Source organism: Arthrobacter sp. 05T444 (assembly GCF_056395905.1).
In genome coordinates this window covers 103,803-128,844 of the sequence record NZ_JBFTKK010000006.1, presented here as the reverse complement: position 1 = coordinate 128,844, position 25,042 = coordinate 103,803, and the positions used below count along the sequence as shown (strand labels likewise).

Genomic DNA, 25,042 nt, shown 5'->3' with positions numbered 1-25,042 from the left:
GTACGCTAGGGCTGGGAGGTGATTGCCATGGAGGCAACCCAGGGAGACCGCATCATCATACACGGTAGGACGGTTGAATCGTCGGACCGGCATGGTGAGATTCTGGAAGTCCGCGGGCCCAACGGAACCCCGCCGTACCACGTCCGCTTTGACGACGGCCACGAGACGATTATGTATCCCGGCGGCGACTTCACTGTCGAGCACCGCCCCACATAGTCCCCTCCAGTGAGCGCATCCACGAGGCGGCCCGACAGGATCCTGATTGTCATTCTTTTCATCATCGCCGGCCTCGAACGGGTCGGGCCCTTTCGGGAACCCGGAGTACGAGACCGAGGATGTGTTTGATCTCGTCAAGGTCAACGGAAGATGGCTCGTGCAAACCGCCCCGTGGCGACTCGCCATCTGTCTGGTCTGGGCCGCTGTGTGGGGGTGGCAACGGTGGATGTGGCTGCATCCTGCCAAAGGGCCCGGCCGGCTCGCAGAGGTGCCCACCGTGGCGGGCTCGGTGTTCGGACTGCTGATCGGCGCCGGCGGGGCGGTCAGCGCTTTGGGGGCGCTGCTCGATTCCGGCCTTCAGGGATTCACTGGCACTCATTCGATCGGGGCGCCATGGTGGGCCGAGGGCGAGTATGTGCTGGTGGTCGTTGGCCGGAATGCCCTGATCGACGTCATTCCGCTGGCGGGCGATTCCCTGAAGGGAATGCCCCTGAAAGGAATGCCCCTGCCAGGAACTGCCGGGTCAGGAAACGGGCTGCTGTTTGATCGGTGAGCGGTCCTGACCGTATTCCGCGGTGACCAGGATAGGCAGGTGGTCGGACTTGCCGCGGGGCAGCGTCTCAACGCTTTCAATGTCCAGCCCCAGGGACGTCGCGAAGTCGAAGTGGCCTTTGAAGACCTTGTAGCGCGTATAGGTCCTGCGGTTACTGAGCGACAGGGCGTAACCCGAGTCCTTCATGTTGGCGTGCAGACTCTTGGTGAAGAAGGGGTAGTTGAAGTCCCCGACCATCAGCGTCATGAGCCCGCTGCCCATGCTCAGCAGCTCCGCGTGCGCGGCATGGATCTGCTTGCGGCGGAGCGAATTCGAGGCGGTCAGCGGCGCCGCGTGGAAGGAGCCGATGACCAATTCGTGGTCCGTCTCGTTGTCCACCATTCGGGTGCCGATCAGACGCTCGTGGGCGGGCGCCATCACACGGTCGTGCATGGACTTCTTCAGGGCAAAGGTCTTGGTTTCCAGCGCCGTGAACCGTTCGGTGCGGTAGTAGATTGCCAAGCCGAGCCGGTTGCCCTTGGTGAAGTCGGCCAAGTGCAGGGGGCCGAGGGTGTCGGGCAGGTCGGCTGAATCGCACTCCTGCAGGCAAAGGGCATCGACCCCGAAGTTGCGGGCCAGATTGACCAGCTCGCCGCTCGCCTTGTGCTTGCGGAGGTTGTAGCTAATTACTCGCATCAGTGGAACACCTCTTCTGAGGGCTGCTAGAAGGACCAGTCTCCGAGTCTACCCAGAACATCATATGGAGAACGGGAGCTTTAAGCGCGCGCGTCCGGCGGCGCCGCGACCAGGCGGGACCAGCACCCAGCCGCGGCCGTCGTCGGTGTCGTTGTCCGATGTGGAGCCGTCCCCGCCCCCGAGTGTCCGGAGGATCCAGTGCCCCCGAAGCAGGGGGCCTGGGACATCTGCCCGGGGCGCGAAGCGATAGGGTGATTCGGGATGATCAATCAGAGCTTCGAAGGGGTCGACGTTGACTGCTGCACTGCCGGAACTCGCCGAGGGCGACTTCTATTACAAGGACTTGGGTGGGGGACGCTTCTGCTCAACCATCCATGCCCAGGGGGCCTGGAACGTGCACGAACAGCACATGGCGCCGGCCTCGGGATTGCTCGCCGACCGGCTGGAACGGCACGAGCCGCGCGCTGACATGCGCATGGCGCGCATCAGCTACGAGATCCTGGGCCTGATTCCCGGCGGCGGCTTCGACATCGTCACCACAACGCTCCGCCCCGGCCGGACCATCGAACTCCTGCAGGCAGAATTGGTGTCGGCCGGACGGGTGGCCATCCGGGCCACCGCGTGGCGGATGGTCACTTCCGATACCGCCGCCGTCGCCGCCTTCGAGGACACGGCTATCCCGTCCCCTGGCGACTGCAAGCCATACGACGGCGCCAGCGTCTGGCCCGGCGGGTACATCCGGTCGCTCGAGATGAGGGTAGCGGACGGTCACCGGCCAGGCTCGGGCAAGGTCTGGTTGCGCACCGACCACTCGCTGACGAACGCGGCGGACAGCACTGACATGGCACGGCTGATGGGCCTCGTGGACACGGCTAACGGCATTGCCGCCAGGGTGCCCCCTGGTAAGGACAGCTATGCGTTCCCCAACCTGGACCTGCAGATCCACATGTACCGCCGGCCGGAGGGCGAATGGCTGGGTCTGGACAACGCCGTGTCTTTTGGCACCGACGGGATCGGGCTCACGTCCACGGTGCTGCATGACCTGGCCGGGCCGTTCGGCCGCGCAGAGCAGATCCTGACGCTGCGGAAGAGCTAGGAGCCGCCGCCGGATCCGGTGAACCGGCCTAGTGGAACACCAGCCAGCCGGCCAGCGTGGCGAGCGCGGTCAGCACGGCGCCCCAGGCCAGGTCAACGAGAATCAGCTGGATAGGCCACTTTTTGAGCGTCGCGGCGTTCGTCAGGTCATACGTCGCGTATGCGAACGCACCCAGCGCCGCCCCATAGCCGACGGCGGCCAGCCAGCCGCCGCCGTCGAGCGCTGGCCGCAGCGCGAAAAAGACGATCCCGGCGATGTAAATCAGGTAGAAAGCGACGGCGTACCCTAGATTGGGCCGATCGGCCAGCAGGTCGCCGATGTGGCTGCGGTAGAACGGGTTCATGAGCTTGAGCCATACGGCGTCGATTACGGCGAACGCACTTGCTACGACCAGAAATTGCACTATGACCATAAGGGAGCTTAGCAATATGCAGCAGGCTGGGGCCGGACCGCGGGCGCTGACCGTCGTTCGCCAGCACCACTCGCTGGGGGCAGCCAGGGACCTTGACTTCGGGATCGAGCTGCTGGGCCTGGCCAAGGCGGGCCGGATCGGGCCCACGCTCAGGCTCTACCGCCCCGCGCCGACGGTGGCCTTCGGGCAGCGCGACACCCATCTCGCCGGCTTCGGAGCCGCCGCGCAGGCGTGCCGCGAGCAGGGCTTCGAGCCGCTGATCCGCAAAGCCGGCGGACGGGCCGCCGCGTACCACGAGGGCACCCTGATCGTTGACCATGTGGAACCCCACACTGATGCGATCGCCGGAGCCAAGGGCAGGTTCGCGTTCTTCGGCGAGATGCTGGCGCAGGCGCTCCGCAGCACCGGTGTGGATGCTGCCGTAGGCGAGATTCCGGGGGAGTACTGCCCGGGCGAATTCAGCGTCCACGGCACCGATCCGGAGGTTCCCTCGCATCAGGTCAAGCTCGTAGGAACCGCGCAGCGCGTCGTGTCCGGCGGGTGGCTGTTCAGCTCGGTCATCGTGGTGGAGAATTCGGCGCCGATCCGCAGCGTCCTTACAGCGAGCTATGCCGCCCTTGGTCTGGACTGGGATCCGGCGACGGCAGGCGCGGCGGACGACCTCGTGCCGCACCTGGACGTTCAGGCCATCGAGGACGCCGTGATCAGCACTTATGGCGGCTACGCAGCCCTCGCGCACGCGGACTTCAGCAGCCTGCAGGGTTAACGGCAGCCAGCCGGTGTATCGCCTATGCTCGATGGCGTGCTTTACGCGGGTTTCCCGCGTTGCCGGATTGGGGGGACTGAAATGGTTGAAACAGGGAAAAGAAGCTCAGATGTACCGGCCAAAAGGCTGGCGCTCGCCGTCGTGCTTGCCGTCGTGCTTGCCGGCGGACTGACGGGGTGCGGCGCTCAGGCGGTGCGGGCGACGGACCCGGCGACGCCTGAGACGCAGGCGTCCGCGGCTGTCGTGAAGTCGGGTGCTCCCACTCCGAGGTCACTGAAGGGGCCCAAAGTGGCCGATTCGTTCGGAAACGTCGATTTCTACACGACGGCGGCGGGTGACACCCACGCGGCCCTGGCTGCCGCGTTTGGGATCTCGGAGGCCAAGATCGCCGCTTTTAACGGGCTCACTCCCGGGGCGCCGCTGGTACCCGGAACGAAACTGCGGCTGATTCCTCCTGCCGGCCCGATGGCCGCAGCCACCGGTACCGCGAGTGTCGATGCCGCTGGCATCCCCAGGACGTACATCGTGTCGGCCGACGACACGCTGGACGGCATCACGTACCGCTTCGGCATCACTGAGGAACAGCTGGCGGAGGCAAACAAGGTCCCGTTCGTCCACGAGCAGGGGAACGTATACTTCCTTCACCCGGGTCAGCAGATCGAGCTGCAGAAGAAGCCGGTGGACAGCCGATCCGGCACCGGAAAGACCGTCAACAACTCATTCGGCCGGGCCGACTTCTACACCACTGTGGACGGGGACTCCCTTGACAGCCTCGGCTACCGGTTCCGCTCCACCACCCGGCAGCTGCTGCTGTACAACCCCGGATTGAAGGCAGACCGGCCGATCCCCGCCGGAACCCGGGTGAGGCTAATGCCGGGAGACTTGAAGATCGAGGGCGCGCAGGGCACCGCTACTGCCAGCGCCGACGGCGTGCCTGTCACCTACACGATGGCGGCCGGGGACGTCGAGCGCCAGGTCGCGTTCCGCTTCAATCTGCGCCTCGATGAACTCGAATCCGCCAATCGGCCGCTGACGCCGGGAACGCGGACCTGGATTGAATTCACTGACCTGCCGTCCGGCGAGCTTAAACCCGGCCAGACGATCAGCCTCACCCTGGACCAGCCCATCACTAAGTGAGCGGGCAACCCTACGGAACGGCCAGGAACGCGGCCAGGATCACCATCAGGACGGCGATGGCGCCGTCGAGAACCCGCCAGGCTCCGGGGCGGGCAAAAACCGGGGCCAGGAACTTCGCACTGAAGCCCAGGAGGCTGAACCAGAGCGTGCTTCCCGCGATCGCTCCCCAGGCAAACGGCCAGCGGCCATCGGGGCCCCGGTCGGAAGCCAGGGAGCCCAGGAGCACCACGGTGTCCAGATACACGTGCGGGTTCAACCATGTCAGGGCGACGGCGGTACTCACCGTTGCTGCCAGCGTGCTGCGTGCGGATGGGGCGGCGGCCGTCATGGCGCCAGGCTTCAGGGCGCGCCTGGCCGCGAAAAAAGCATAGGCGAGAAGAAAGGCGGCTCCGGCCCAGCGGACAACGGCCAGTGCCAGCGGTGCGGCCTGGATCAGCGCGCCCACGCCGGCCACGCCCGCAGCAATCAGGACCGCGTCGCTTGCGATGCAGACAGCCACGATGGGGACCATGTGCTCGCGGCGCAGTCCCTGGCGCAGGACGAAGGCGTTTTGCGCGCCAATGGCGACGATGAGGGACAGGCCGGCTCCAAAGCCGGTGGCAAGGGCAGCGAGAGTGTCAGGGATTTCCACCTGCCTGACTCTAGGTGCCACGGAATCATGAGTACAGCTAAACTTTCTTAACTCTATTAAGGAAAATTCAGGATGGATGCGACAACCGAACAGCTCAGAACGCTCGCGGCGGTGATCGACCACGGCACCTTCGACCGTGCCGCCGCGGCGCTGCATGTGACGTCGTCTGCCGTCAGCCAGAGGATCAAGGCACTGGAGCAGCAGACCGGACGCGTCCTGCTGCTCCGCACCAAGCCGGTCCGGCCCACGAAGTCCGGAAGCGTTGTGGTTCGGCTGGCCCGCCAGGTGGCTCTCCTCGAAAGTGAGGCCATGGATGAACTGGGGCTGGAGGGTGCCGGGGCGCGCCCGCGCATTCCGCTGGTCATCAACGCCGATTCGCTGGCTACGTGGGTTCTCCCGGCCCTGGCGCGAGTTGAACGGGCAAGTTTTGAGATCACCATCGACGATCAGGACCACTCCATCGACCGCCTCCGCGAAGGAACCTCGATGGCGGCCATCACTTCCAATCCGGAGCCGGTGCAGGGATGCACTGCCCGCCCGCTGGGCGTCATGCGCTACCGCCCTGTGGCCAGCGTCCCGTTTGCGGAACAGTGGCTGCCCGAGGGGTTTACCGACGAGGCCCTGTCCTCGGCGCCGGTGGTGGTTTTCGACCGCAAGGATGCCCTCCAGGACCGCTACCTTGAGCGCAGGCTGGGCTCAGGTGCCAAGTTCCCGCCCCGCCACTTCGTCCCCGCGTCCTCGGACTTCGTGCACGCGATTGAACTCGGGCTCGGCTGGGGCATGCTGCCCGACCTTCAGGCCATGCCACTTCTTGACGCCGGCACCCTCACCGTGTTGGATGCAAACGGGTATCTGGACGTACCGCTCTACTGGCAGCAGTGGTCCATCGAATCAACCACGCTCACCCGGATCGCCACGTCACTCGCAAAAGAGGCGGCCGCGCAACTGCGCTGACCGCCTCCCTCCCGTGCGCCAGGTTGAACCTGTGCGGCTGTTGACCTTATGCCGCGAGACGGCTCTTGACCTCGGCGGCCGACGGGTTCGTGGCGGCGGTGCCGTCCGGGAAAAGGACGGTGGGAACCGTGCGGTTGCCGCCGTTGATCTGCTCGACGAGTTCGGCCGTGCCGTCGACTTCTTCGATGTTGATCTCGGTATAGCCGATTCCCTGGGCATCGAGCTGCTTCTTGAGCCTGTTGCAGTAGCCGCACCAGGTGGTGGAAAACATGGTGATGGTGCCGTCTTCGGGAGTGAAGTCCACGGAGCTCTCCTCGTGTTTAGGTTTTATGCCGGTCAGTTTCGTTCCCGTCAACCGTAACCCGTGCGTCGGTATTCCCCCGCTTGTATTGCGATGGCATGCTGGTGCCATGTGTGGACGCTACGTGATGGCCAGGGCCGTCGGGGACCTGCTGGCAGAATTCGACGCCGAACTCGAAAATGAAATAGCCATCCCGCCATCCTGGAACGTTGCCCCCACGGACGATGCCCCCATCGTCCTGGAACGCCTGATCGATGGCGGCACCACCCGCCAGCTGCACATCGCCCGCTGGGGCCTCGTGCCGTCCTGGGCGAAGGACCCGCGCATCGGGCCGAAGATGATCAACGCCCGGAGTGAAACCGTGCTGGAAAAGCCGGCGTTCCGCAAGGCCGTGCAGTCGCGGCGCTGCGCTGTGCCGGCGGACGGCTACTACGAATGGAAGCAGGGCGAGGGCCGCAGCAAGCAGCCCTACTACGTCCACCCCACCGAGGGCACCGGCATTGTCTTTGCCGGGCTGTACGAGTGGTGGAAGGATCCGTCCACGCCGCCGGGCGACCCGGCACGGTGGATGCTTTCGATGTCCATCATGACGGCGGATTCCCCGCCGGAGGGCGCTGAAGCCACGGTGTTCGGTGAACTCACGGCGCTCCACGACCGTGTCCCGCTGCCCATGAGCAGGGAAACGATGGCCGCCTGGCTCGACCCGCAGGTTGATGATGCCGCCGGGCTGGTGGACCTGGTCCGCTCCGGGGTGAAGGATGTCGCGTCCGGCTGGCGCGTGGATTCGGTGGGGAAAGCCGTGGGCAACGTCCGCAATAATTCGCCGGAACTCATCGAGCCAGTGGAGGCCCTCTTCTGACGCCGCATACTCCGCCGGCAGCCATCAGACGGTGACACGTCCGCCGTCGTCAACTGTCCAGGTGGGGTTGAAAGCAATCTCCCACCGGAAGCCGTCCGGATCGGCGACGTACCCCGTGTAGCCGCCCCACGGCTGGGTCTTGGGGCTGGCCACCACAGTGGCTCCGGCGGCTTGCGCCTGTGCCACCACCTGGTCGACTTCGTCTGCGCTTGCCACGTTGTGGCTGAGCGTAATGCAGGGGACGGCGGCCGGGACGGCGGCCGGGGCGTCGACGGCCGCCTCGGCCTGCATCTGCCCGGCGTCCCAGAGCGAGAGAATGAGGCCGTGGTTGACCTGGATGAACACCACCTCTGGAAACTCGCGGTGGACGGGCCAGCCAAGGCCGTTCACATAGAAGCGGCGGGAGGCGGCGACGCTTCGCACTCCCAGTGAAATAAAATCGACTCGGGGCTGCATGGTTCGATACTGTCATGGACATGCTCACAAATCACGGAGACGATAAGAACGCCAAGGCTGACAGGGAACAGCTCGCAGCTGTCCGGATCGCCGTGGACGAGGTTGATGACCAGATCGTCACGCTGATTGCGCGCCGCGAACGACTGATCAGGATCGCGGGAACGCTCAAGGGCGACGACGCGGAAGTCCGGGCCCCCGGACGGGTGGAGCGCGTGATCGAACATGTCCGTGCCGCGGCCGAGAAAAAGGAAATTGACCCGGATATCGTGGAAAGCACCTACCGGGCCATGATCTCGAAGTTCATCGAGCTTGAGCTGCAAATCCACAAGGACAACAGCTAGAACTTTGCGAAGCGCCTAGAGCGCTTCGTCCACCGGCACTCCTGACTGGAATTCCCGGCCGTCGGCCTCGCTGAAGGCCGACATGAGGTGGCCTTTGCCCAGCCCGAGCACAGTGCTCATGGGGAAACTGCCGGTAATGGTGCTGCCGGAATGTTCGACGCTGTTGACGTCGAAGTTCTCCTCCGTGCCGTCATGGCTGAACGAGTAAATCGACACCGCCTCGCCGTTCATGAACTCAATTCCAAGCCTCCGTTGATGTGAGTAATCCGGAGTTGCAGCCACGAGCCCCACTACGAAGGCGCCCGATCCTGGAATGTTGCCGTCAATATCGAATTTGGCCACCAGGGTGGTGTCTTTGGCGGCGATGCTTACGTGCTTCAGGAGTGCGTCATTGGAACTCATGGCTCCATCCTGCCCCCTGAGCCGCCGTCCGTCCACACCTCATCTAGGTTTTGTCGGAGCCCCGGCGTAGACTGGTGTTATTCGAATACATATTCTAATAACCCTTATTTACCGCACATTCAGTTTAGCTTCCGGAGGCACCTATGGGCATGTTCAGCGAGTCCGTAGACGTCGTTTGTGGGGCGGAAGGCCAGCCGGTGGAGCTTCAATGGGGCGGCAGGACGTACACGGTAGGCGCTGAACCGGTGCGTTGGTATGAACGCCGCCAATGGTGGGCTGAGGAGCAGCGGGCCCCGCTGGGCAGCGGCCCGGGGCTCGTGGATCACGAGATCTGGCGCGTCCAGGTGGTCTCTGCGAAAACGCCTGCCAAAGCCACTCAGACACCGCCGGCTGATGAGCACCTGACACTTGATCTGGTAAGGCATACCGGCAGCGGACGGTGGAGGCTTCTCCGGATCCACGATGCACTCCGGCATAAAACAGCATGAGCTTCACCCACCTGCACGTTTCCACCGCCTTCAGCGCCCATTACGGGGTTTCGTGGCCTGATGACCTTGCCCAGTCGGCAGCAGCCGAAGGGGCAACAGCCCTTGCCTGCACTGACAGGGACGGACTGTACGGCACCATCAAGCACCTCAAGGCGTGCATGGGTGCCGGACTCGACCCAGTCGTCGGGGTGGACCTCGCCGTTTTCGACGACGACGGCGACCTCCGCACCCAGCTTGCCGGCCGCGTCGTGGTGCTTGCGCACGGCAATAACAACGGAGCAGGATACAAGGCGCTCTGCCGGCTGATTTCGGATGCGCACGCCCGCACCACTGGTAAAGCGGGGGGAGTCGTCCCAGTTGCCGTAACCCGGGCGGAACTGGCATCAAGGATCCTTGACCCGGAAACCCTGAAGCCGGTCCTCACCGTGCTGATTGGTCCGGATTCCGACGTCGGACGTGCCATGGGAGGACGGCGGTACCTCCGGCCGCGCACCCTGTTCAAGGGCTGGCTGGACACGATGCCAGCCGGAAGCCTCGCTGCCGAAGTTGTTTCCCATCTCAGCACCCCCGGCGAGCCGCTGAGTACTGCCCACGCAGTACGGATGCTCAGACTTGCCGAGGAGCACAGTGTTCCGGCTGTACTCACCAATGCTGTCCGCTATTGTGCCGAGGACGGGGCAGCTACGGCCGACGTTCTTGACTCCGCCCGGACTTTGAAGTCGCTGCCGGAACTTTCCGCCGCCCCTCTCCTGCAGCCAAACGGACAGGGCTGGCTGAAATCGCCGGCGCAGATGCTGCAGCTGGGTCGGGAAATTATTCACGCCGCCGGGTATGGGGCAGCGGATCTTCAAGTGCTGCTCGCTCAAACGGAGGCGCTCGCCGACCGCTGCAGGATAGATCCCGTTTCAGACATGGGCTGGAAGCAGCCGGTGGTTCCGGAAGCGTCAGTGATCGGCATAGAGGGTGATCCCCTCGCGGAGCTGGCGCTGAGGTGTGAGGCAGGTGTGGCACGCAGGTTCCCCGGGATTTCCGGCAAAGCGGAGGCTGCGATGCGCGCCCGCCTGGGTCATGAGCTGAAGATCATCTCCAATTTGGGCTTTGCCTCATATTTTCTGACCGTGGCTGAAGTGTCGCGGATGATCATTGATATGGGGGTGAGGGCCGCTGCCAGGGGGTCGGGAGCGTCCAGTCTGGTCAATTACCTGATCGATGTCAGCCAGGTGGATCCGCTGCAGCATGACCTCATCTTCGAACGCTTTCTGTCAGGAGACAGGTCCACCCTGCCGGACATCGACATCGACGTCGAAAGCGCCGAGAGGCACAATGTTTACCGGAAGATCTTTGACCGCTTCGGCGCTCAACGCGTCACCCTTATGAGCATGCAGAACGGGTACCGTGCGCGGGGTGCCGTCCGCGATGCCGGGATGGCCTTGGGAATGGATGATGGCGATGTCGGGGAGATCGCCAAGCAGCTGTGGCGCTTCTCTGCCCGGAAGTTCAGGGAAGCGCTTGAGGAAAAACCTGAGCTTCGTGAATTTGCTGGCCGGGTGGAGCAGCGGGACTTTTCCGGAAACCAGCAGCTGGACCTGCTCGTGGACCTGACCGAACGTCTGGACAGGCTTCCCCGTCACATCTCCATGCACCCCTGCGGGGTAATCCTTGGCGATGCGGGCCTGATGGACCGGACCCCTGTGCAGCCCAGCGGACTGGGGCTTCCAATGAGCCAGTTCGATAAGCACGACATGGACCCCATGGGCATGCTCAAACTTGATGTGCTGGGAGTCCGGATGCAAAGCGCCATGGCTTTCGCCGTCCGGGAGATCATCCGGATCCATCCTTCAAAGGGTGAAGTGGTGGCTGCCGGCGCCCATCCCGTGGGACCTGACGGCAACGGGCCCGATTACATCAGTGAGGACGGCCGCATTGAGCTCAACGCTGTGCCGCTGGATGATGAGCCTACATACGAACTAATCCGGAGCACCCATACTCTTGGCTGTTTCCAGATCGAATCGCCGGGCCAACGCGAACTCGTGGGTAAATTGGCCCCCCGGGAATTCAACGATCTCATCATCGATATCTCGCTGTTCCGTCCCGGGCCAATGAAATCGGACATGGTGCGGCCTTTTTTGGAACACCGGCATGGGTTCGCGCCGGAGGTCTACCCGCATCCGGACCTGAAACCTGTGCTGCAGGAAACCCACGGGGTGACCGTATTCCACGAGCAGATCCTCAAGACATTTGACGTCATGACGGGCTGCGGGCTTGCCAGGGCCGACGAATTCCGCCGCGCCCTCGGCAACGGGGAGCTTGAGCCGAAGGTTGAGGAGTTCTTCCGCCGGAAAGCGCGGGAAAACCATTACACCCCGGAAGTGGTGGACAAGGTTTGGGGAACCCTCAAGGCCTTCGGCAGCTTCGGGTTCTGCAAGGCCCACGGTGCGGCCTTTGCCGTGCCCACCTACCAGTCAGCCTGGCTGAAAGCCCATCATCCTGAGGCGTTCCTTGCCGGTCTCTGGGAGCACGACCCCGGCATGTACCCCAAGCGCCTGCTTGTCGCCGAGGCCCGCCGTCTGGGGATTCCAATTCTTCCGCTGGACATCAACCGCAGCCTGGCTGAGTACCGTGTGGAGCGGATCGAAGAGGGGCCGGACCGCGGGAAACTTGGCATCCGGCTGAGCCTGAACGGTATCTTCGGCCTCTCAGGAGCGGAGCTGAAACGAATCGTTGCCGGGCAGCCCTATGACTCCCTGGCTGATCTCAGGGCACGGTCAAGGCTGAGTAAACCGAGTATCAAGAGACTGGCACAGCTGGGTGCCTTCGATTCGCTGCACCGTGAATCCGGCGGTGCCGCCAACCGGGCTGACCTTGTCCAGCATCTTCAGAACCTGCAGAACCGGCAGCCCAGGAAAGGAATCGACGTTATTGATGGCCAACTGGCCCTGCCCCTTGGAGACGTTGAACTGAGGAATATCAAGGCTGAACTCCCACCTCCCACCATGATCGAAAACGTCAGGGCTGAGTTGGACCTGATGGCTGTTGATGTCAGCGAGCACCTGATGTCGAGCCACCGGCCTCTTCTGGACAGGCTGGGCGTCACCACCGCGGACAAACTCCTCGGGTTGAGGAACGGCACGGAGGTTCTGGTGGCCGGGGTAAGGATCGCCACCCAGACCCCGCCGATGCGCGGGGGCCGGCGGGTGGTGTTCATCAGTATCGATGACGGCACAGGGTGTGTGGACTCTGTGTTCTTCCACGAGGCCCAGGAGCAGGCGGGATCTCTGCTTTTCGGAACCCGGCTTCTGCTGGTCCGCGGAACAACACGCAGAACCGGCCCGCGGGGGATCAGCCTCAGTGCCAGCATGGCTTGGGATCTCAGCCGGATTGACACCCTGCCCTTCCCTGAGAATGCGCCCTTTCCTGGGGAGAAATCCCACCACCTGCATAAGCCGGACAGCGGGGAGCCTCATCCCGGCACCGTCATTCCGGACGAATTCCGGCTCCCCGGGCCACTCAGCGGAATCAGCAGGAACCTTGCCATCACCGGGCTGGGCAGCTGACCTGCCCGGTCCCGCCCCTTCCGTGCGCCGCTTTGGCTGGCCTCTGTCCTTGCAGATACCATGGACGAGGCTGGCTGTGGTCCCCGTATGCCACAAGCTACGAAGCCTTAACTTTGAATAGGAGACACCCGTGTCAGATGCCCAGCAGATCACCCTCATCGTCGATGGCGAAGAGATGAAGGTGACTACCGGGACCACCGGCGCGGAACTCTTCTTTGAGCGCCGTGACGTCGTTGTAGCCCGCGTTGATGGCGAGCTGAGGGACCTGGACCAGCCGCTTCCCGAAGGTGCCGAGATTGAAGGCGTCACCATCGATTCCCCGGACGGCCTCAACGTGCTGCGCCACTCCACCGCCCACGTCATGGCCCAGGCCGTGCAGCAGCTGCGTCCCGACGCCAAGCTCGGAATCGGCCCTTACATCACCGACGGTTTCTACTTCGACTTCGACGTCGCCGAGCCGTTCACCCCGGAAGACCTGAAGACTCTGGAAAAGATGATGCTCAAGATCGTCAACCAAAACCAGAAGTTCGTCCGGCGCGTCGTGTCCGAAGATGAAGCACGCGAAGCCATGAAGGATGAGCCCTACAAGCTCGAGCTGCTGGGCAAGAAAAACAACGCCGCCGAAGCCGGAGAGGGCGTCAATGTTGAGGTCGGCGCCGGCGATATCACCATTTACGACAACGTGGACCGCAAGAGCGGCGACAGCGTCTGGTGCGATCTGTGCCGCGGCCCGCATCTGCCCAACACCAAGCTGATCTCCAACGCCTTTGCCCTGACCCGTTCGTCGGCCGCCTATTGGCTGGGCAACCAGAACAACCAGCAGCTCCAGCGCATCTACGGCACCGCCTGGCCCACCAAGGACGCCCTCAAGGCCTACCAGGAGCGCATCGCCGAGGCCGAGCGCCGCGACCACCGCAAGCTTGGCGCCGAACTGGACCTGTTCTCTTTCCCCGATGAGTTGGGTTCCGGCCTGCCGGTCTTCCACCCCAAGGGAGGAATTATCCGCAAGGCCATGGAGGACTACTCCCGCCAGCGCCACGTGGACGCCGGCTACGACTTCGTGTACACCCCGCATATCACCAAGGGGCACCTTTACGAGGTCTCAGGCCACCTCGACTGGTACAAGGAAGGCATGTTCCCCGCGATGCACATCGATGCGGAACTGAACGAGGACGGCACCGTGCGCAAGCCCGGCCAGGACTACTACCTCAAGCCGATGAACTGCCCCATGCACAACCTCATCTTCCGTTCCCGCGGACGGTCCTACCGCGAACTGCCGCTGCGCCTCTTCGAATTCGGTTCTGTCTACCGCTACGAGAAGTCCGGCGTGGTCCACGGCCTGACCCGCGTGCGGGGCATGACACAGGATGACGCCCACATCTACTGCACCCGTGAGCAGATGAAGGACGAGCTCACCACCACGCTGAACTTTGTCCTCGGTCTGCTCAAGGACTATGGCCTGGACGACTTCTACCTGGAACTCTCCACCAAGAACGAAGACAAGTTCGTCGGCGAGGACGCCGCGTGGGAAGAGGCCACCCGCACCCTGGCTGAAGTCGCCGAAGCCTCGGGCCTGGACCTGGTTCCGGACCCGGGCGGAGCCGCGTTCTACGGTCCCAAGATTTCCGTTCAGGCGAAGGACGCGCTTGGCCGAACCTGGCAGATGTCCACCATCCAGCTGGACTTCAACCTTCCGGAACGCTTCGAGCTTGAGTTCCAGGCCGCCGACGGCACCCGGCAGCGCCCAGTCATGATCCACCGTGCCCTCTTCGGCTCGGTGGAGCGATTCATGGGTGTACTCACCGAGCACTACGCGGGAGCCTTCCCGGCCTGGCTTGCACCGGTCCAGGTGGTGGGCATTCCCGTCGCCGAGACCTTCAACGACTACATGTTCGACGTCGTGGACCAGCTGAAAGCCGCCGGCATCCGAGCCGAGGTCGATATCTCCTCCGACCGCTTCCCCAAGAAGATCCGTACAGCCAGCAAGGACAAGATCCCGTTTGTCCTGATCGCCGGCGGCGAGGACGCCGACGCAGGCGCTGTGTCCTTCCGTTTCCGTGATGGCAGCCAGGACAACGGCGTGCCGGTGGCCGAGGCTGTCCAGCGGATCGTGGACGCCGTCCGCAACCGGACCAGCTAGCCCGCGGCGGAAAGGCACACAGTGCAGGAGAACACAGGCGCAGGCTATCCGGGCGACGCCGAGGTGACGGACGACTTTGGCCTCGCCGGCGTTCCGGATGCCTTCCAGCGCCTGTGGACTCCGCACCGCATGGCGTACATCAAGGGTGGCCAGCACCAGTTCAAGAACCAGGACGACTGCCCCTTTTGTGTGGCCCCGGCACGCACCGATGAGGAATCCCTGATCGTGTACCGCGGCCGCACCAGCTACGTGGTGCTGAACCTCTTCCCGTACAACCCGGGCCACCTGCTGGTCTGCCCCTTCCGCCACGTTCCGGATTACACGGACCTGACCGTTGAGGAGACCGCCGAATTCGCCGACCTCACCCAGACCGCCATGCGCGTGCTGCGGAAGGTGGCGAACCCCGGCGGCTTCAACCTGGGCATGAACCAGGGGGTAGTGGGCGGCGCAGGCATCGCCGGGCACCTGCACCAGCACATCGTTCCGCGCTGGGGCGGGGACGGGAACTTCTTCCCGATCATTGCCCAGACCAAGGCCATCACCCAGACGCTCGATGAAGTCCGCCAGCAGGTTGCCGAGGCCTGGCCAGGGGAGACGCATGCTGAATAGGCATGCCCGCGGTTTCTTCACCGCGCTGTTCTCCCCGCTTGCCCGCTGGCTGCTCAAAATTGGCGTTTCGCCGGACGCCATCACCATCGTGGGAACGGCCGGTGTGGTGGTGGGCGCTCTAGTGTTTTACCCGCTGGGGCAGCTCTGGTGGGGGACGATCTTCATCACGGCCTTCATCTTCTCCGATGTCATCGACGGCATCATGGCGCGGCTGCAGGACCGGGGTGGCCCTTGGGGGAATTTCCTCGACTCGACGCTGGACCGCGTGGCCGACGGGGCGCTCTTTGCCGGCCTCACCATATGGTTTTTCACCGGCGGCGGGGAGACGGCGATAGCCGTGGCCGCCGTCGTCTGCCTTGTCCTGGGCATGGTGGTGTCCTACGTCAGGGCCAAGGCGGAATCTCTCGGGTTCCAGGCGAACGTGGGCATCGCCGAACGAGCCGAGCGGCTGGTCTCCGTGCTTGTCGTCACCGGATTCACCGGCCTGGGGCTGCCGAGCATCGTGCTGTTCGTGACCCTCGTTCTGCTGGGCGTGGCGAGCCTCGCCACGGTGGTCCAACGTGTGCTGGCAGTCCGGCGCCAGGCCTGCGAAGACACCCGGCCATCCTGATTAAGCCGGGCTGCCGCGGTGGGACTAGTATTAGGACTGCCTGGTCAATGGATCCGGTAATCCGGTGTGTGCGAATTACGGCATTGCCGTGCCACCTGCACTCCCGGCGAAGGTCATCTATCTACCCATAGGGGTTTTTGTGTCTACACCTGATGTAAGCAGCGAAGCCGGCTCGTCCGCCAACAGCGTCACGGGCAGCAACCGCGTCAAGCGCGGCATGGCAGAGATGCTCAAGGGCGGCGTCATCATGGACGTCGTCAACGTCGAACAGGCCCGCATCGCCGAAGACGCCGGTGCCGTTGCTGTCATGGCGCTTGAGCGCGTTCCGGCCGACATCCGCGCCCAGGGCGGCGTGTCCCGCATGTCCGATCCGGACATGATCGACAAGATCATCGACGCCGTCTCCGTCCCGGTCATGGCCAAGGCCCGCATCGGCCACTTCGTCGAGGCGCAGATCCTGCAGTCGCTCGGCGTGGACTACATCGACGAGTCCGAGGTCCTGACCCCGGCCGATTACACCAACCACATCGACAAGTGGAACTTCACCGTTCCCTTCGTCTGCGGCGCCACCAACCTCGGTGAGGCCCTGCGCCGCATCAACGAGGGCGCGGCCATGATCCGCTCCAAGGGCGAGGCCGGCACCGGAGATGTCTCCAACGCCACCACGCACATGCGCCAGATCCGCGCCGAGATCCTCAAGCTCGCCGCCCTCCCCGAGGACGAGCTGTACGTCGCGGCCAAGGAACTGCAGGCCCCGTACGAACTGGTCAAGGAAATCGCCACCACCGGCAAGCTCCCCGTGGTGCTGTTCACCGCTGGCGGCATTGCCACCCCGGCTGACGCCGCCATGATGATGCAGCTCGGCGCCGACGGCGTGTTCGTCGGATCCGGCATCTTCAAGTCCGGCAACCCCGCCCAGCGTGCGGCCGCCGTCGTGAAGGCCACCACGTTCTTCGACGACCCCGACGTCATCGCCAAGGCATCCCGCGGCCTGGGCGAAGCCATGGTCGGCATCAACGTGGACGAGATCCCGCAGCCGCACCGCCTCGCCGAGCGCGGCTGGTAACAGCTCCAAAAGCAGTACGACGGCGGCCGGTCACCTTTACTAGGTGACCGGCCGCCGTCGTACTGCTTTGCCCGTCGATTGCTCCGTAACTGCCCTTTAGAGCGTCGAAAAGGGCAGTTGCGGAGCAATCGATGTTCTTATTCCAGGCCGCGGCGCTTCAGGAGCGGCTCCAGGGCAGCGTCGCGGCCGCGGAGCGTGCGGAAGGACGCCAGCGGGTCCCTGCTGTTCCCGCGGGACAGGAGATCATTGCGGAAACGCTCGCCGTTGGCACGGGTGAGGCCACCATTTTCACTGAACCAGTCCACCGTTTCGGCGTCGAGCACCTCACTCCAGATGTACGAGTAGTAGCCGGCCGCGTAGCCGTCCCCAGCGAAGATGTGCTGGAAGTAGCCGGTCCGGTACCGGGGCGGAATGAGGGCGTGCGCGACTCCGGCTGCGGCCAGGGCCTTCGCCTCGAACTCCTGCGCGTCCTGCGGAACGCTGCCGGGATCCAGCACGTGCCAGGCCAGATCAAGCAGGGCGGCGCCGAGGTATTCCGTGGTGGCAAAGCCCTCGCCCCACAGCCGGGACTCATTCAGCCTGTCGATAATGTTCTGGGGAAGTGGATCTCCGGTGGCGTGATGGCGGGCGTAATTGGCCAGGACCTCGGGCCACATGATCCACATTTCGTTCACCTGGGACGGGTATTCCACGAAGTCACGGGGCACGTTGGTCCCTGAGAATCGCGGATAGGTGACACGGGAGAACAGCCCGTGCAGGGCGTGCCCGAATTCGTGGAAGGTGGTGCGGACTTCATCCAGCGTCAGCAGCGTGGGTTCCCCGGCAGGCGGTTTGGAGATGTTCAGGTTATTGATCACCACAGGTTTGGCGCCAAGGAGATCAGACTGCTCAACCAGTGAATTCATCCAGGCTCCGCCGCGCTTGGATTCCCTCGTGTAATAGTCGCCCAGGAAGAGTCCCAGTTCGGTGCCGTCCTCGTTGCGCACCTCCCAGACGCGGACGTCCGGGTGGTAGCCGGCGAGGTCTTTGCGTTCCTGGAAGGAGATGCCGTAAAGCGACGTCGCGGCAAAAAATACGCCGTCCACCAGGACCCGGTCCAGTTCGAAGTAGGGCCGGATGGCTTGCTCGTCCACGGAGTAGCGTTCCAGGCGCACCTTGGCGGAGTAATACGACCAGTCCCAGGCCTCCAGCGGGTGCCCGGCGCTCTCGGCCAGGGCGGCGGCTTCGGCGTCAGCGTTCCGGACGGCCGGCGGGGCCAGCCGGTTGAGCATGGTCCGCACCGCCTCGAAGTCCGGCGCGGTCTGCCGGTCCACCACGAGTTCGGCGTAGTTGGCGAAACCCAAAAGCTCAGCCTTCTCGGCACGCAGCTGCACCATGGACTTTACGAGGTCGAGGACGTCAAGGCTGCCTCCGCTGCTTCCCCGGGCTACGGAGGCCTCGTGCAGGCGGCGGCGGACCTCGCGGTTCTCCAGAGCTGCCAGGGCGGGCTGGTTGCTCGGCTGGATGAGGGTCAGGAGGAATTTGCCCTCGTGGCCCGCCACGCGGGCTGCTTCGGCGGCGCTGGCGACCTCATCCGCCGGCAGGCCGGCCAGGTCCCCGGCATCGTCCAGAAGCAGGGCTGCCGACTTCATCCCTTCCTTGACGCGCTGCCCGAATTCCGTGCCCAGCCGGGAAAGTTCCGCATTCAGTGACTTGAGCTTCTCCTGGCCGGCGTCGTCCAGCTGGATCCCGGACTGGCGGAATTCCTTGAGGTATTCCTCCACGAGCCGCGCCGACTCCGCGTCGAGGCCCTCCGTATCGATGTCGGCGAAGCGCTCATAGAGTCCGCGGTTGAGGTAGACGGCATCCTGGTGGGCGGCAAAGCGGGGAGAGAGCTCGGTTTCGAGGTCGCGGATGGCGTCCGAGGCGTCTGCCGATACCAGTGTGAAGAAGGACGCGGCAGCACGCTGGAGCAGGCCTCCCGACCGTTCCATGGCCACGGCGGTGTTTTCAAAGGTGGCCGGCGCGGCGTTGTCCACAATGGCCTGGATCTCAGCCAGGTGTTCGGCCAGACCGGCATCGACAGCTTCGGCGTAGTGGGCGTCTGTTATGTCCGCAAACGGCGGCAGCCCGAACGGCAGTTCACTCGGGCTCAGCAGTGGATTAGTCATGAAGCAACACTTTCATGCAGGAGACGCGTTCTCAATGGTGTCCACCGTGTTTTGAGTGCAGGTTCCGTCAGGGGCCCGCCGTAGGATTGCGGCCATGGGGAAAACAGGGAGCGTACTCTTCCGCCGGACGGCCCGTGCTGCCGCCGCGGCAGCACTTGTTGCATCACTGGCGTCCTGCGGCGTGATTGCCGGACAAGGCAGGCCTCAGGACACCAGGCAGGCCAGCCCCCCGGACACCGCCAGCGCGGCGCCGGGCAGTTCGGCCGCGTCCGCCGCCGCCCCTACGCCCAAACCGACCCCGACGCCGGGCGCCGGCCCGGCGTGCACCGCGATCCGCTGTACGTCCGTCCTGGTCACCGGCGACATGCTGGTCCATGCCCAGTTGTGGGAGCAGGCACGGCAGGACGCACTGGCAGCCGGCGCCAAGGGTCTTGACTTCGGTCCGCTGCTGGAGGGGCAGCGGCGGTATATCGACAAGAGCGATCTCGCCATCTGCCACCAGGAAACGCCTGTGGCGCTTCCGCAGGGACCGTTCTCCGCCTATCCCTCCTTCAACGTGCCGCCACAGATCATCGCCGCGTCTAAGGCGGTGGGCTACCGCGCGTGCACCACGGCCAGCAACCATACGATTGACCAGGGCACGGAGGGACTCGTGCGGACGCTGGACGTCCTCGACGCGTCGGGGCTCGAGCACACGGGGTCGTACCGGACGGCCGTGGAGTCCCAGGGCGTCCTCATCCTGCAGACGCCGGCCGCAAAGGTTGCCGTCATTGAGGCCGCCTATGGCCTGAACGGTCAGATCCCGGAGCAGGCCTGGCAGGTGGACATGCTCGACGCCCCGGCCATGATCGCGAAGGCGAAGAAGGCCAGAAAACTCGGCGCCGATATTGTGCTGGGCGTCATGCACGCTGGTGACGAGTATGCCAGCGCACCGAATGCGCAGCAGCAGGAGGTGGCGCACGCCCTGGTGGACAGCGGCCAGTTCACCATGGTCTACGGCCACCACACGCACTCGGTGTTGCCCATTGAGAAATACAAGGGCACCTGGATTGTATACGGCCTGGGCAACGGAGTGACGGAACTTTCGCCCACCTACGTGGTCAACAACGAGGGGCTGCTCGTGCGCGCCCAGTTCAGCCAGGACGCCACGGGAAAATGGACAGCCTCTGACCTGGGCTGGGCGCCGTCCGTCATTGTCAATGCTCCCTACCGCTGGTGTTCAGTGGCTTCGGACGCGCCGCAGGGCGTCTGTGCCAGCCCGGCGGCGGACGCCGAGACGCGGCAGCGGACCAAATCGGTGGTGGAGTCGATGGGTGCCGCCGCGGCGGGGGCCCACGAACTGCTCATCAGCAAGGGGCGCTGACCCGCTTGGACGGGCGCCCCGCCTAACGCGGACGGCGGATTGCGTGCTCGCGGGCAAGAACCGCATAGCGGTCATCCGGTCCGCCGGGCGTGAAGCTCCCATACTTGCGTTCGACGGCGGTCCGGATCAGGTAGTCAGCGATGGCCGGGTTCTTGGGGAGCAGCGATCCGTGAAGGTAGCTCGCCACGATGTTGCGGTAGCGGGCGCCCTCCTGCCCGTCTTTGCTGTTGTTGCCGGTTCCCTTGGGTACGGTGCCAAGCGGCGCCACGCCCGGGCCGAGAGTGGTCTGGCCGCTGTGGTTCTCATAGCCGAGAACCTCGCCGAACTCCGTCGTTGTGACCTTGACATTGCCGATCAGCCGTTCATCCGTGCCGTGCGTTTCCACGTCAAGGACACCGATGCCGGGAATGACCGACCCGGAACGTGTCTTGAAGAAGCGCCCGAACAGCTGGTACGTCCCGCAGATCAGCAGCATGGGCGTGTCGTCCTCCGCGAGGCCCCTGAGGGTTTCCGCGCGCGACTGCAGGTCGTCTTGAATGACCAACTGCCCGCTGTCCTGCCCGCCGCCGCCGACAATGAGGTCCACATCGTCAGGGAATTCGTCCCCCACGTTGTACTCAAGCAGTTCCGGAGTGTAGCCGTGCCATTTCAGCCGCTGTTGCAGGACCAGGGCATTGCCCCAGTCGCCGTAGATGTTCATGTCGCGGGGATACAGCTGCAGGACCCGGATGGTGCCTTTGCTGGCGTCCGCGGACGGGGTTGTCGGGGGAGCGTGTCCCGAATCGGCGGTCAAGAGACTACCTCCACTGTGGTGATTTTGGACAGTTCGCGGCGGATGGCGAGCATGGCAGTGTAGGTGCAGAAGACGCGCTTCGGCTTGCCTTGGGCGTTCCGGATGAAGTCGGCCAGCGCGGGGGCGATGTCCGTCTGCACTGCTCTGATGCTGACCTCGTCATACTGCAGCCGCAGTGCCATGTCGTAAGCGCGGGAGCCAGTCAGCTGGTCCACACCGTCCTCCCGCAGCGACTCAAAATCCACGTCCCACAGCCACGACATATCGCGGCCGTCCGCGTAGTTGTCGTTGATCGCGATCATGGTGGCGTAGCCGCCCGCCGGGAAGGACTGGAGGCCCAGCCGGAAACCGCTCGGGTTCTTGACCAGCACGAGGTCCAAGGGGAGGCCGTCCACGACGAGGCTCTCACCGCGGCCGAAGGCCGGCGCCACCTGGGACAGGGCCGTCAGCAGTGCGGCGTGGTCCGGCGCCGCCGAGCCCCCGCCGCAGATGCTGCGTGCCAGGGTCAGGGCCGCGGCCGCGTTGAAGATGTTGTAAACACCGCGGAGCTTCATCCCGGTGGTGACCGTGGCGCCGTCGTACTCAAAATCGGCGTTGTCCGCCCCCACCCGTCGAAGGACGACGTCGGCAGGTGGCTTTTGCGGCAGGGCCGCCGGTGCGGGGCTGCCGGGACCGGCGCGGAGTTCGTCGTCGTTGGGGAAGGTGCTGAGGAGGGAGTCGTCCAGTCCGAAGTAACGGACCTCGGGGCCGTCCAGGGTCGCGGCGATCCTGGCTACACGCGGATCCTCACGGTTCAGGACCACAGTCCCCGTGGTCTTGGAGGCGATGTGCTGAAGCAGTTGGGCGGTCTTATCGATTTCCCCGAAGCGGTCCAGCTGGTCGCGCAGCACGTTCAGCAGGAGGCTGAACCGCGGCGGAACCCGGTTGACGAAGTGCACGGCGTGGGCCTCGTCGAGCTCAAGCACGGCGATGTCCGCCTCGAGGCGGCCGCGCCAGTCCACCTCGCCCAGCAGTGCGGCGGCCACGCCTCTGGTGAAGTTGCTGCCGGTGCGGTTGGTGAAGACCCTCAGCCCCTGGCTTTCCAGCAGCTCCACCACCATTTTGGTGGTTGTTGTCTTGCCGTTGGTTCCGCTCACCACCGCCACGCCATGAGGGAGCGTGGACAGTGTCCGCTGCATGAAGCCTGGATCGATTTTTTCGACCACAAGCCCGGGAAGAGCGGAGCCTCCGCCCCTGAGCCGGGAAACCCGGCGGACGAGCTTGCCGAGCGGAACGCTGAAGGAAAACATGCTCTGTAATATATCCCAGCAGCGGCATGCAATGAGGCCAGGCAGGGCGGGCGGGGGCGTCGCCCGGCATCCGGGACACTATGATATTTGGATGACCAATCCCCTTTCTGCCGCGGTTCCCCGCGTTCCCCCGGGTGCCGGTTCTGGCTTGCGCATCGGCGTCCTGGCGCTCCAGGGCGATTTCCGCGAGCACCTTCGTGCCGTCGAAGCGGCCGGTGCCACCGGCGTCGGAGTCCGCCGGCCCGCGGAGCTTGACGGACTGGACGGGCTCATTATTCCCGGCGGCGAATCCACCGCCATCGACAAGCTTGCGCGGGCCTTCGAACTGGCCGAACCGCTCCGCAAGCGCATTGCGGATGGCCTTCCGGTCTACGGGTCCTGTGCCGGAATGATCCTGCTCGCCGATGACATTGCCGACCCCGCCACCGATCTCGCCGGAAATCCCCAGCAGACCTTCGGCGGACTCGACATCACTGTGCGGCGCAACGCGTTCGGCCGCCAGCGCGAATCGTTCGAGACCGATCTGGATTTCAAGGGCCTGGACTTCAGCGCCACCGAAAATGGCGTGGCGCCCGTGCACGCAGTGTTCATCCGGGGACCGTGGGTGGAGCGCGTAGGACCCGGCGTCGACGTGCTGGCCCAGGTGGAGCCGGCAGATCCTGCCCACGCCTCTCACACAGCCGATCTGCAAGGGACAGCTAGAATTGTTGCAGTGCGTTCCGGCCATCTGCTGGCCACCTCCTTCCACCCGGAAGTGACGGGGGAGAAGCGCGTACATGAACTTTTTATCCGCATGATCAGAGGAGAAGCGTAAAGCATGTCAGGCCACTCCAAATGGGCAACGACCAAGCACAAGAAGGCCATCCTTGATAGCCGCCGGGCAAAGTCGTTCGCCAAGCTGATCAAGAACATCGAAGTCGCGGCACGCATGGGCGGCCCGGACCTGGCCGGCAACCCCAGCCTGGAACTGGCAGTAACGAAGGCGAAGAAGACCTCGGTCCCCGCCGACAATATCGACCGTGCCATCAAGCGCGGCGCAGGCCTCACCGGCGAAGTCGTGGACTACACGGAGATCATGTACGAGTGCCGAGGCCCGCAGGGTTCTGCGCTGCTGATCGAATGCCTCACGGACAACAAGAACCGTGCCGCGTCCGAGGTCCGGCTCGCCATTTCCCGCAACGGCGGCACCATCGCCGATCCCGGTTCTGTCAGTTACCTCTTTTCCCGCAAGGGCGTGGTGACCCTGCCCAAGAACGGCCTCGGCGAGGACGACGTTCTGATGGCCGTGCTGGACGCCGGTGCCGAGGAAGTCAAGGACAACGGTGAGACCTTTGAGATCCACTCGGAGCCGACAGACCTGCAGGCCATCCGTGACGCCCTCAAGGAAGCCGGCATCGAATACGACACCGATGAGGCAGAATTCGTTCCGTCCATGGAGGTGCCCCTCGACCTGGATGCGGCCAAGAAGTTCATGAAGCTGGTTGACGCCCTGGAAGAGCTTGACGACGTCCAGAACGTTTACAGCAACGCCGACCTCAGCGACGAAGTGCAGGCCGCACTGGAAGCCGAGTGACCCTTCGCGTCCTCGGCGTCGATCCGGGCCTCACACGGTGCGGCATCGGGGTGGTGGACGTCGAAAAGAACCGCCGCGCCACCATGGTGGCGGTGGGCGTGGTGGGGACGTCCCCAGAGGAGACGCTGGACCAGCGCCTCCTTGTCATCGCCCTCGCCATCGATGACTGGCTCGACCGGTACGAACCCCACGTGCTGGCGGTGGAGCGGGTCTTCTCCCAGCTCAACGTCAGCACGGTCATGGGCGTGGCCCAGGCCTCCGGCGTCGTGATTGCCGCGGCCGCCCGGAGGGGCATCCCGGTGGCGCTCCACACGCCGTCGGAAGTCAAAGCGGCGGTGACGGGCAGCGGAACGTCTAATAAGGATGCCGTCACCAAACTGGTGACCAAGATTCTGCGGCTGGACTCCCCGCCGCGTCCCGCCGACGCCGCCGATGCGCTTGCCCTCGCCATCACGCATGCGTGGCGGGCCGGCAGCGGGGCCACGGTTGCCACCACCGGCCCGGGCAGCCAGTCGCTGACTCCGGCCCAGCGCGCCTGGGCCGAGGCGGAGGCCAAGGCGCGCCGTGCGCGCTGATTGTCCGGGGCCCTTGCTAGGGTATTCGTAGAT

The 25,042-nt window shown here is 64.6% G+C and carries 27 protein-coding genes; 18 read left to right on the top strand and 9 right to left on the bottom strand.

Translation table 11 applies throughout. The features are described 5' to 3' along the window. Positions 1-27 precede the first annotated feature (27 nt). Together AC1DD3_RS08035 and AC1DD3_RS08030 are read left to right on the top strand one after the other, a co-directional pair. Positions 28-216 (top strand): DUF1918 domain-containing protein, encoded by a 189-nt coding sequence (locus tag AC1DD3_RS08035; RefSeq protein WP_230118049.1) that lies wholly within the window; start codon positions 28-30, stop codon positions 214-216. A 46-nt stretch (positions 217-262) separates the two neighbouring features. After that, positions 263-769 carry a hypothetical protein gene (locus AC1DD3_RS08030; protein WP_230118048.1) on the top strand — a complete coding sequence of 169 codons (507 nt, stop codon included), beginning with the start codon at positions 263-265 and terminating at the stop codon, positions 767-769. Here AC1DD3_RS08030 and AC1DD3_RS08025 read toward each other — a convergent pair. Continuing rightward, a complete protein-coding gene (locus AC1DD3_RS08025; protein WP_230118047.1) occupies positions 740-1,444 on the bottom strand; it encodes an endonuclease/exonuclease/phosphatase family protein in 705 nt (234 codons plus the stop codon). The two genes, AC1DD3_RS08030 and AC1DD3_RS08025, sit on opposite strands and share 30 nt — an antisense overlap. A 292-nt stretch (positions 1,445-1,736) precedes the next feature. On the opposite strand from AC1DD3_RS08025, the gene AC1DD3_RS08020 reads away from it, so the two are divergent. Then, positions 1,737-2,540: a thioesterase family protein gene (locus tag AC1DD3_RS08020; protein ID WP_230118046.1), complete on the top strand. Its 804-nt coding sequence runs from the start codon at positions 1,737-1,739 to the stop codon at positions 2,538-2,540. Positions 2,541-2,568: 28 nt separating this feature from the next. Here the strand turns inward: AC1DD3_RS08020 and AC1DD3_RS08015 are convergent, their stop codons facing one another. Continuing rightward, the gene (locus AC1DD3_RS08015) at positions 2,569-2,952 is read right to left on the bottom strand and encodes a DUF2177 family protein (protein WP_476881379.1); all 384 of its coding nucleotides are present in this window, start codon (positions 2,950-2,952) and stop codon (positions 2,569-2,571) included. Between the two features lie 16 nt (positions 2,953-2,968). On the opposite strand from AC1DD3_RS08015, the gene AC1DD3_RS08010 reads away from it, so the two are divergent. Together AC1DD3_RS08010 and AC1DD3_RS08005 are read left to right on the top strand one after the other, a co-directional pair. After that, entirely contained in the window at positions 2,969-3,718 is a 750-nt protein-coding gene (locus tag AC1DD3_RS08010) for a lipoate--protein ligase family protein (protein WP_476881378.1), read from the top strand. 81 nt (positions 3,719-3,799) lie between these two features. Continuing rightward, positions 3,800-4,855: a LysM peptidoglycan-binding domain-containing protein gene (locus tag AC1DD3_RS08005; RefSeq protein ID WP_476881377.1), complete on the top strand. Its 1,056-nt coding sequence runs from the start codon at positions 3,800-3,802 to the stop codon at positions 4,853-4,855. Between the two features lie 10 nt (positions 4,856-4,865). Here the strand turns inward: AC1DD3_RS08005 and AC1DD3_RS08000 are convergent, their stop codons facing one another. Beyond that, positions 4,866-5,486 (bottom strand): LysE/ArgO family amino acid transporter, encoded by a 621-nt coding sequence (locus AC1DD3_RS08000; RefSeq protein WP_476881376.1) that lies wholly within the window; start codon positions 5,484-5,486, stop codon positions 4,866-4,868. Between the two features lie 72 nt (positions 5,487-5,558). Between AC1DD3_RS08000 and AC1DD3_RS07995 the strand changes: the two genes are divergently transcribed. Continuing rightward, complete coding sequence (locus AC1DD3_RS07995; RefSeq protein ID WP_230118041.1) at positions 5,559-6,440, top strand: LysR family transcriptional regulator ArgP; 882 nt, start codon at positions 5,559-5,561, stop codon at positions 6,438-6,440. 46 nt (positions 6,441-6,486) lie between these two features. On the opposite strand, the gene AC1DD3_RS07990 is transcribed toward AC1DD3_RS07995, so the two are convergent. Next, complete coding sequence (locus AC1DD3_RS07990; RefSeq protein WP_078028863.1) at positions 6,487-6,744, bottom strand: mycoredoxin; 258 nt, start codon at positions 6,742-6,744, stop codon at positions 6,487-6,489. 106 nt (positions 6,745-6,850) lie between these two features. On the opposite strand from AC1DD3_RS07990, the gene AC1DD3_RS07985 reads away from it, so the two are divergent. Next, on the top strand, positions 6,851-7,600 hold the full coding sequence (locus AC1DD3_RS07985; protein ID WP_290369730.1) for an SOS response-associated peptidase: 750 nt from the start codon (positions 6,851-6,853) through the stop codon (positions 7,598-7,600). A gap of 24 nt (positions 7,601-7,624) precedes the next feature. Here the strand turns inward: AC1DD3_RS07985 and AC1DD3_RS07980 are convergent, their stop codons facing one another. Further along, the gene (locus AC1DD3_RS07980) at positions 7,625-8,056 is read right to left on the bottom strand and encodes a VOC family protein (RefSeq protein ID WP_476881375.1); all 432 of its coding nucleotides are present in this window, start codon (positions 8,054-8,056) and stop codon (positions 7,625-7,627) included. A 14-nt stretch (positions 8,057-8,070) separates the two neighbouring features. Between AC1DD3_RS07980 and AC1DD3_RS07975 the strand changes: the two genes are divergently transcribed. Beyond that, complete coding sequence (locus AC1DD3_RS07975) at positions 8,071-8,397, top strand: chorismate mutase (protein WP_476881374.1); 327 nt, start codon at positions 8,071-8,073, stop codon at positions 8,395-8,397. 15 nt (positions 8,398-8,412) lie between these two features. Here the strand turns inward: AC1DD3_RS07975 and AC1DD3_RS07970 are convergent, their stop codons facing one another. Next, complete coding sequence (locus AC1DD3_RS07970; RefSeq protein WP_230118038.1) at positions 8,413-8,799, bottom strand: hypothetical protein; 387 nt, start codon at positions 8,797-8,799, stop codon at positions 8,413-8,415. Between the two features lie 143 nt (positions 8,800-8,942). Between AC1DD3_RS07970 and AC1DD3_RS07965 the strand changes: the two genes are divergently transcribed. The 6 genes from AC1DD3_RS07965 to pdxS all read left to right on the top strand — a co-directional run bounded on the left by AC1DD3_RS07965 (position 8,943) and on the right by pdxS (position 17,266). Further along, complete coding sequence (locus AC1DD3_RS07965) at positions 8,943-9,287, top strand: DUF6504 family protein (protein ID WP_230118037.1); 345 nt, start codon at positions 8,943-8,945, stop codon at positions 9,285-9,287. Beyond that, the gene (locus tag AC1DD3_RS07960) at positions 9,284-12,841 is read left to right on the top strand and encodes a DNA polymerase III subunit alpha (protein ID WP_476881373.1); all 3,558 of its coding nucleotides are present in this window, start codon (positions 9,284-9,286) and stop codon (positions 12,839-12,841) included. Before AC1DD3_RS07965 ends, AC1DD3_RS07960 begins: the two co-directional genes overlap by 4 nt. Before the next feature lie 175 nt (positions 12,842-13,016). After that, positions 13,017-14,981: a threonine--tRNA ligase gene (thrS, locus tag AC1DD3_RS07955; protein WP_476881420.1), complete on the top strand. Its 1,965-nt coding sequence runs from the start codon at positions 13,017-13,019 to the stop codon at positions 14,979-14,981. Between the two features lie 21 nt (positions 14,982-15,002). Next, complete coding sequence (locus AC1DD3_RS07950) at positions 15,003-15,590, top strand: HIT family protein (protein WP_230118034.1); 588 nt, start codon at positions 15,003-15,005, stop codon at positions 15,588-15,590. Beyond that, entirely contained in the window at positions 15,580-16,200 is a 621-nt protein-coding gene (gene pgsA / locus AC1DD3_RS07945) for a phosphatidylinositol phosphate synthase (protein WP_476881372.1), read from the top strand. Before AC1DD3_RS07950 ends, pgsA begins: the two co-directional genes overlap by 11 nt. Before the next feature lie 139 nt (positions 16,201-16,339). Then, on the top strand, positions 16,340-17,266 hold the full coding sequence (gene pdxS, locus AC1DD3_RS07940) for a pyridoxal 5'-phosphate synthase lyase subunit PdxS (protein ID WP_476875530.1): 927 nt from the start codon (positions 16,340-16,342) through the stop codon (positions 17,264-17,266). 137 nt (positions 17,267-17,403) lie between these two features. Here the strand turns inward: pdxS and AC1DD3_RS07935 are convergent, their stop codons facing one another. Continuing rightward, a complete protein-coding gene (locus AC1DD3_RS07935; protein WP_230118032.1) occupies positions 17,404-19,416 on the bottom strand; it encodes a M3 family metallopeptidase in 2,013 nt (670 codons plus the stop codon). A gap of 94 nt (positions 19,417-19,510) precedes the next feature. Between AC1DD3_RS07935 and AC1DD3_RS07930 the strand changes: the two genes are divergently transcribed. Further along, complete coding sequence (locus tag AC1DD3_RS07930) at positions 19,511-20,779, top strand: CapA family protein (protein WP_476881371.1); 1,269 nt, start codon at positions 19,511-19,513, stop codon at positions 20,777-20,779. Between the two features lie 22 nt (positions 20,780-20,801). Here AC1DD3_RS07930 and AC1DD3_RS07925 read toward each other — a convergent pair whose 3' ends face one another. Together AC1DD3_RS07925 and AC1DD3_RS07920 are read right to left on the bottom strand one after the other, a co-directional pair. Continuing rightward, entirely contained in the window at positions 20,802-21,572 is a 771-nt protein-coding gene (locus AC1DD3_RS07925) for a type 1 glutamine amidotransferase (protein ID WP_290369729.1), read from the bottom strand. Continuing rightward, on the bottom strand, positions 21,569-22,861 hold the full coding sequence (locus tag AC1DD3_RS07920; protein ID WP_230118030.1) for a Mur ligase family protein: 1,293 nt from the start codon (positions 22,859-22,861) through the stop codon (positions 21,569-21,571). Before AC1DD3_RS07920 ends, AC1DD3_RS07925 begins: the two co-directional genes overlap by 4 nt. 91 nt (positions 22,862-22,952) lie before the next feature. On the opposite strand from AC1DD3_RS07920, the gene pdxT reads away from it, so the two are divergent. Genes pdxT through ruvC form a run of 3 tightly spaced genes read left to right on the top strand, consistent with a single transcriptional unit; the run spans position 22,953 to position 25,009 of the window. After that, the gene (pdxT, locus tag AC1DD3_RS07915) at positions 22,953-23,675 is read left to right on the top strand and encodes a pyridoxal 5'-phosphate synthase glutaminase subunit PdxT (RefSeq protein ID WP_476881370.1); all 723 of its coding nucleotides are present in this window, start codon (positions 22,953-22,955) and stop codon (positions 23,673-23,675) included. A 3-nt stretch (positions 23,676-23,678) separates the two neighbouring features. Then, positions 23,679-24,434, top strand: coding sequence for a YebC/PmpR family DNA-binding transcriptional regulator (locus AC1DD3_RS07910; RefSeq protein WP_230118028.1), 756 nt, complete (start codon positions 23,679-23,681; stop codon positions 24,432-24,434). Continuing rightward, positions 24,431-25,009: a crossover junction endodeoxyribonuclease RuvC gene (gene ruvC / locus AC1DD3_RS07905; RefSeq protein ID WP_230118027.1), complete on the top strand. Its 579-nt coding sequence runs from the start codon at positions 24,431-24,433 to the stop codon at positions 25,007-25,009. Before AC1DD3_RS07910 ends, ruvC begins: the two co-directional genes overlap by 4 nt. The last annotated feature ends 33 nt before the right edge of the window (positions 25,010-25,042 follow it).

Bases quoted from the DNA above. Each gene is read 5' to 3' on its own strand.
- AC1DD3_RS08035 (WP_230118049.1), top strand. From the start codon at position 28: ATGGAGGCAACCCAGGGAGACCGCATCATCATACACGGTAGGACGGTT.
- AC1DD3_RS08025 (WP_230118047.1), bottom strand. From the start codon at position 1,444: ATGCGAGTAATTAGCTACAACCTCCGCAAGCACAAGGCGAGCGGCGAG.
- AC1DD3_RS08015 (WP_476881379.1), bottom strand. From the start codon at position 2,952: ATGGTCATAGTGCAATTTCTGGTCGTAGCAAGTGCGTTCGCCGTAATC.
- AC1DD3_RS08010 (WP_476881378.1), top strand. From the start codon at position 2,969: ATGCAGCAGGCTGGGGCCGGACCGCGGGCGCTGACCGTCGTTCGCCAG.
- AC1DD3_RS08005 (WP_476881377.1), top strand. From the start codon at position 3,800: ATGGTTGAAACAGGGAAAAGAAGCTCAGATGTACCGGCCAAAAGGCTG.
- AC1DD3_RS07995 (WP_230118041.1), top strand. From the start codon at position 5,559: ATGGATGCGACAACCGAACAGCTCAGAACGCTCGCGGCGGTGATCGAC.
- AC1DD3_RS07985 (WP_290369730.1), top strand. From the start codon at position 6,851: ATGTGTGGACGCTACGTGATGGCCAGGGCCGTCGGGGACCTGCTGGCA.
- AC1DD3_RS07980 (WP_476881375.1), bottom strand. From the start codon at position 8,056: ATGCAGCCCCGAGTCGATTTTATTTCACTGGGAGTGCGAAGCGTCGCC.
- AC1DD3_RS07975 (WP_476881374.1), top strand. From the start codon at position 8,071: ATGGACATGCTCACAAATCACGGAGACGATAAGAACGCCAAGGCTGAC.
- AC1DD3_RS07970 (WP_230118038.1), bottom strand. From the start codon at position 8,799: ATGAGTTCCAATGACGCACTCCTGAAGCACGTAAGCATCGCCGCCAAA.
- AC1DD3_RS07965 (WP_230118037.1), top strand. From the start codon at position 8,943: ATGGGCATGTTCAGCGAGTCCGTAGACGTCGTTTGTGGGGCGGAAGGC.
- AC1DD3_RS07960 (WP_476881373.1), top strand. From the start codon at position 9,284: ATGAGCTTCACCCACCTGCACGTTTCCACCGCCTTCAGCGCCCATTAC.
- thrS (WP_476881420.1), top strand. From the start codon at position 13,017: ATGAAGGTGACTACCGGGACCACCGGCGCGGAACTCTTCTTTGAGCGC.
- pgsA (WP_476881372.1), top strand. From the start codon at position 15,580: ATGCTGAATAGGCATGCCCGCGGTTTCTTCACCGCGCTGTTCTCCCCG.
- AC1DD3_RS07935 (WP_230118032.1), bottom strand. From the start codon at position 19,416: ATGACTAATCCACTGCTGAGCCCGAGTGAACTGCCGTTCGGGCTGCCG.
- AC1DD3_RS07930 (WP_476881371.1), top strand. From the start codon at position 19,511: ATGGGGAAAACAGGGAGCGTACTCTTCCGCCGGACGGCCCGTGCTGCC.
- AC1DD3_RS07920 (WP_230118030.1), bottom strand. From the start codon at position 22,861: ATGTTTTCCTTCAGCGTTCCGCTCGGCAAGCTCGTCCGCCGGGTTTCC.
- pdxT (WP_476881370.1), top strand. From the start codon at position 22,953: ATGACCAATCCCCTTTCTGCCGCGGTTCCCCGCGTTCCCCCGGGTGCC.
- AC1DD3_RS07910 (WP_230118028.1), top strand. From the start codon at position 23,679: ATGTCAGGCCACTCCAAATGGGCAACGACCAAGCACAAGAAGGCCATC.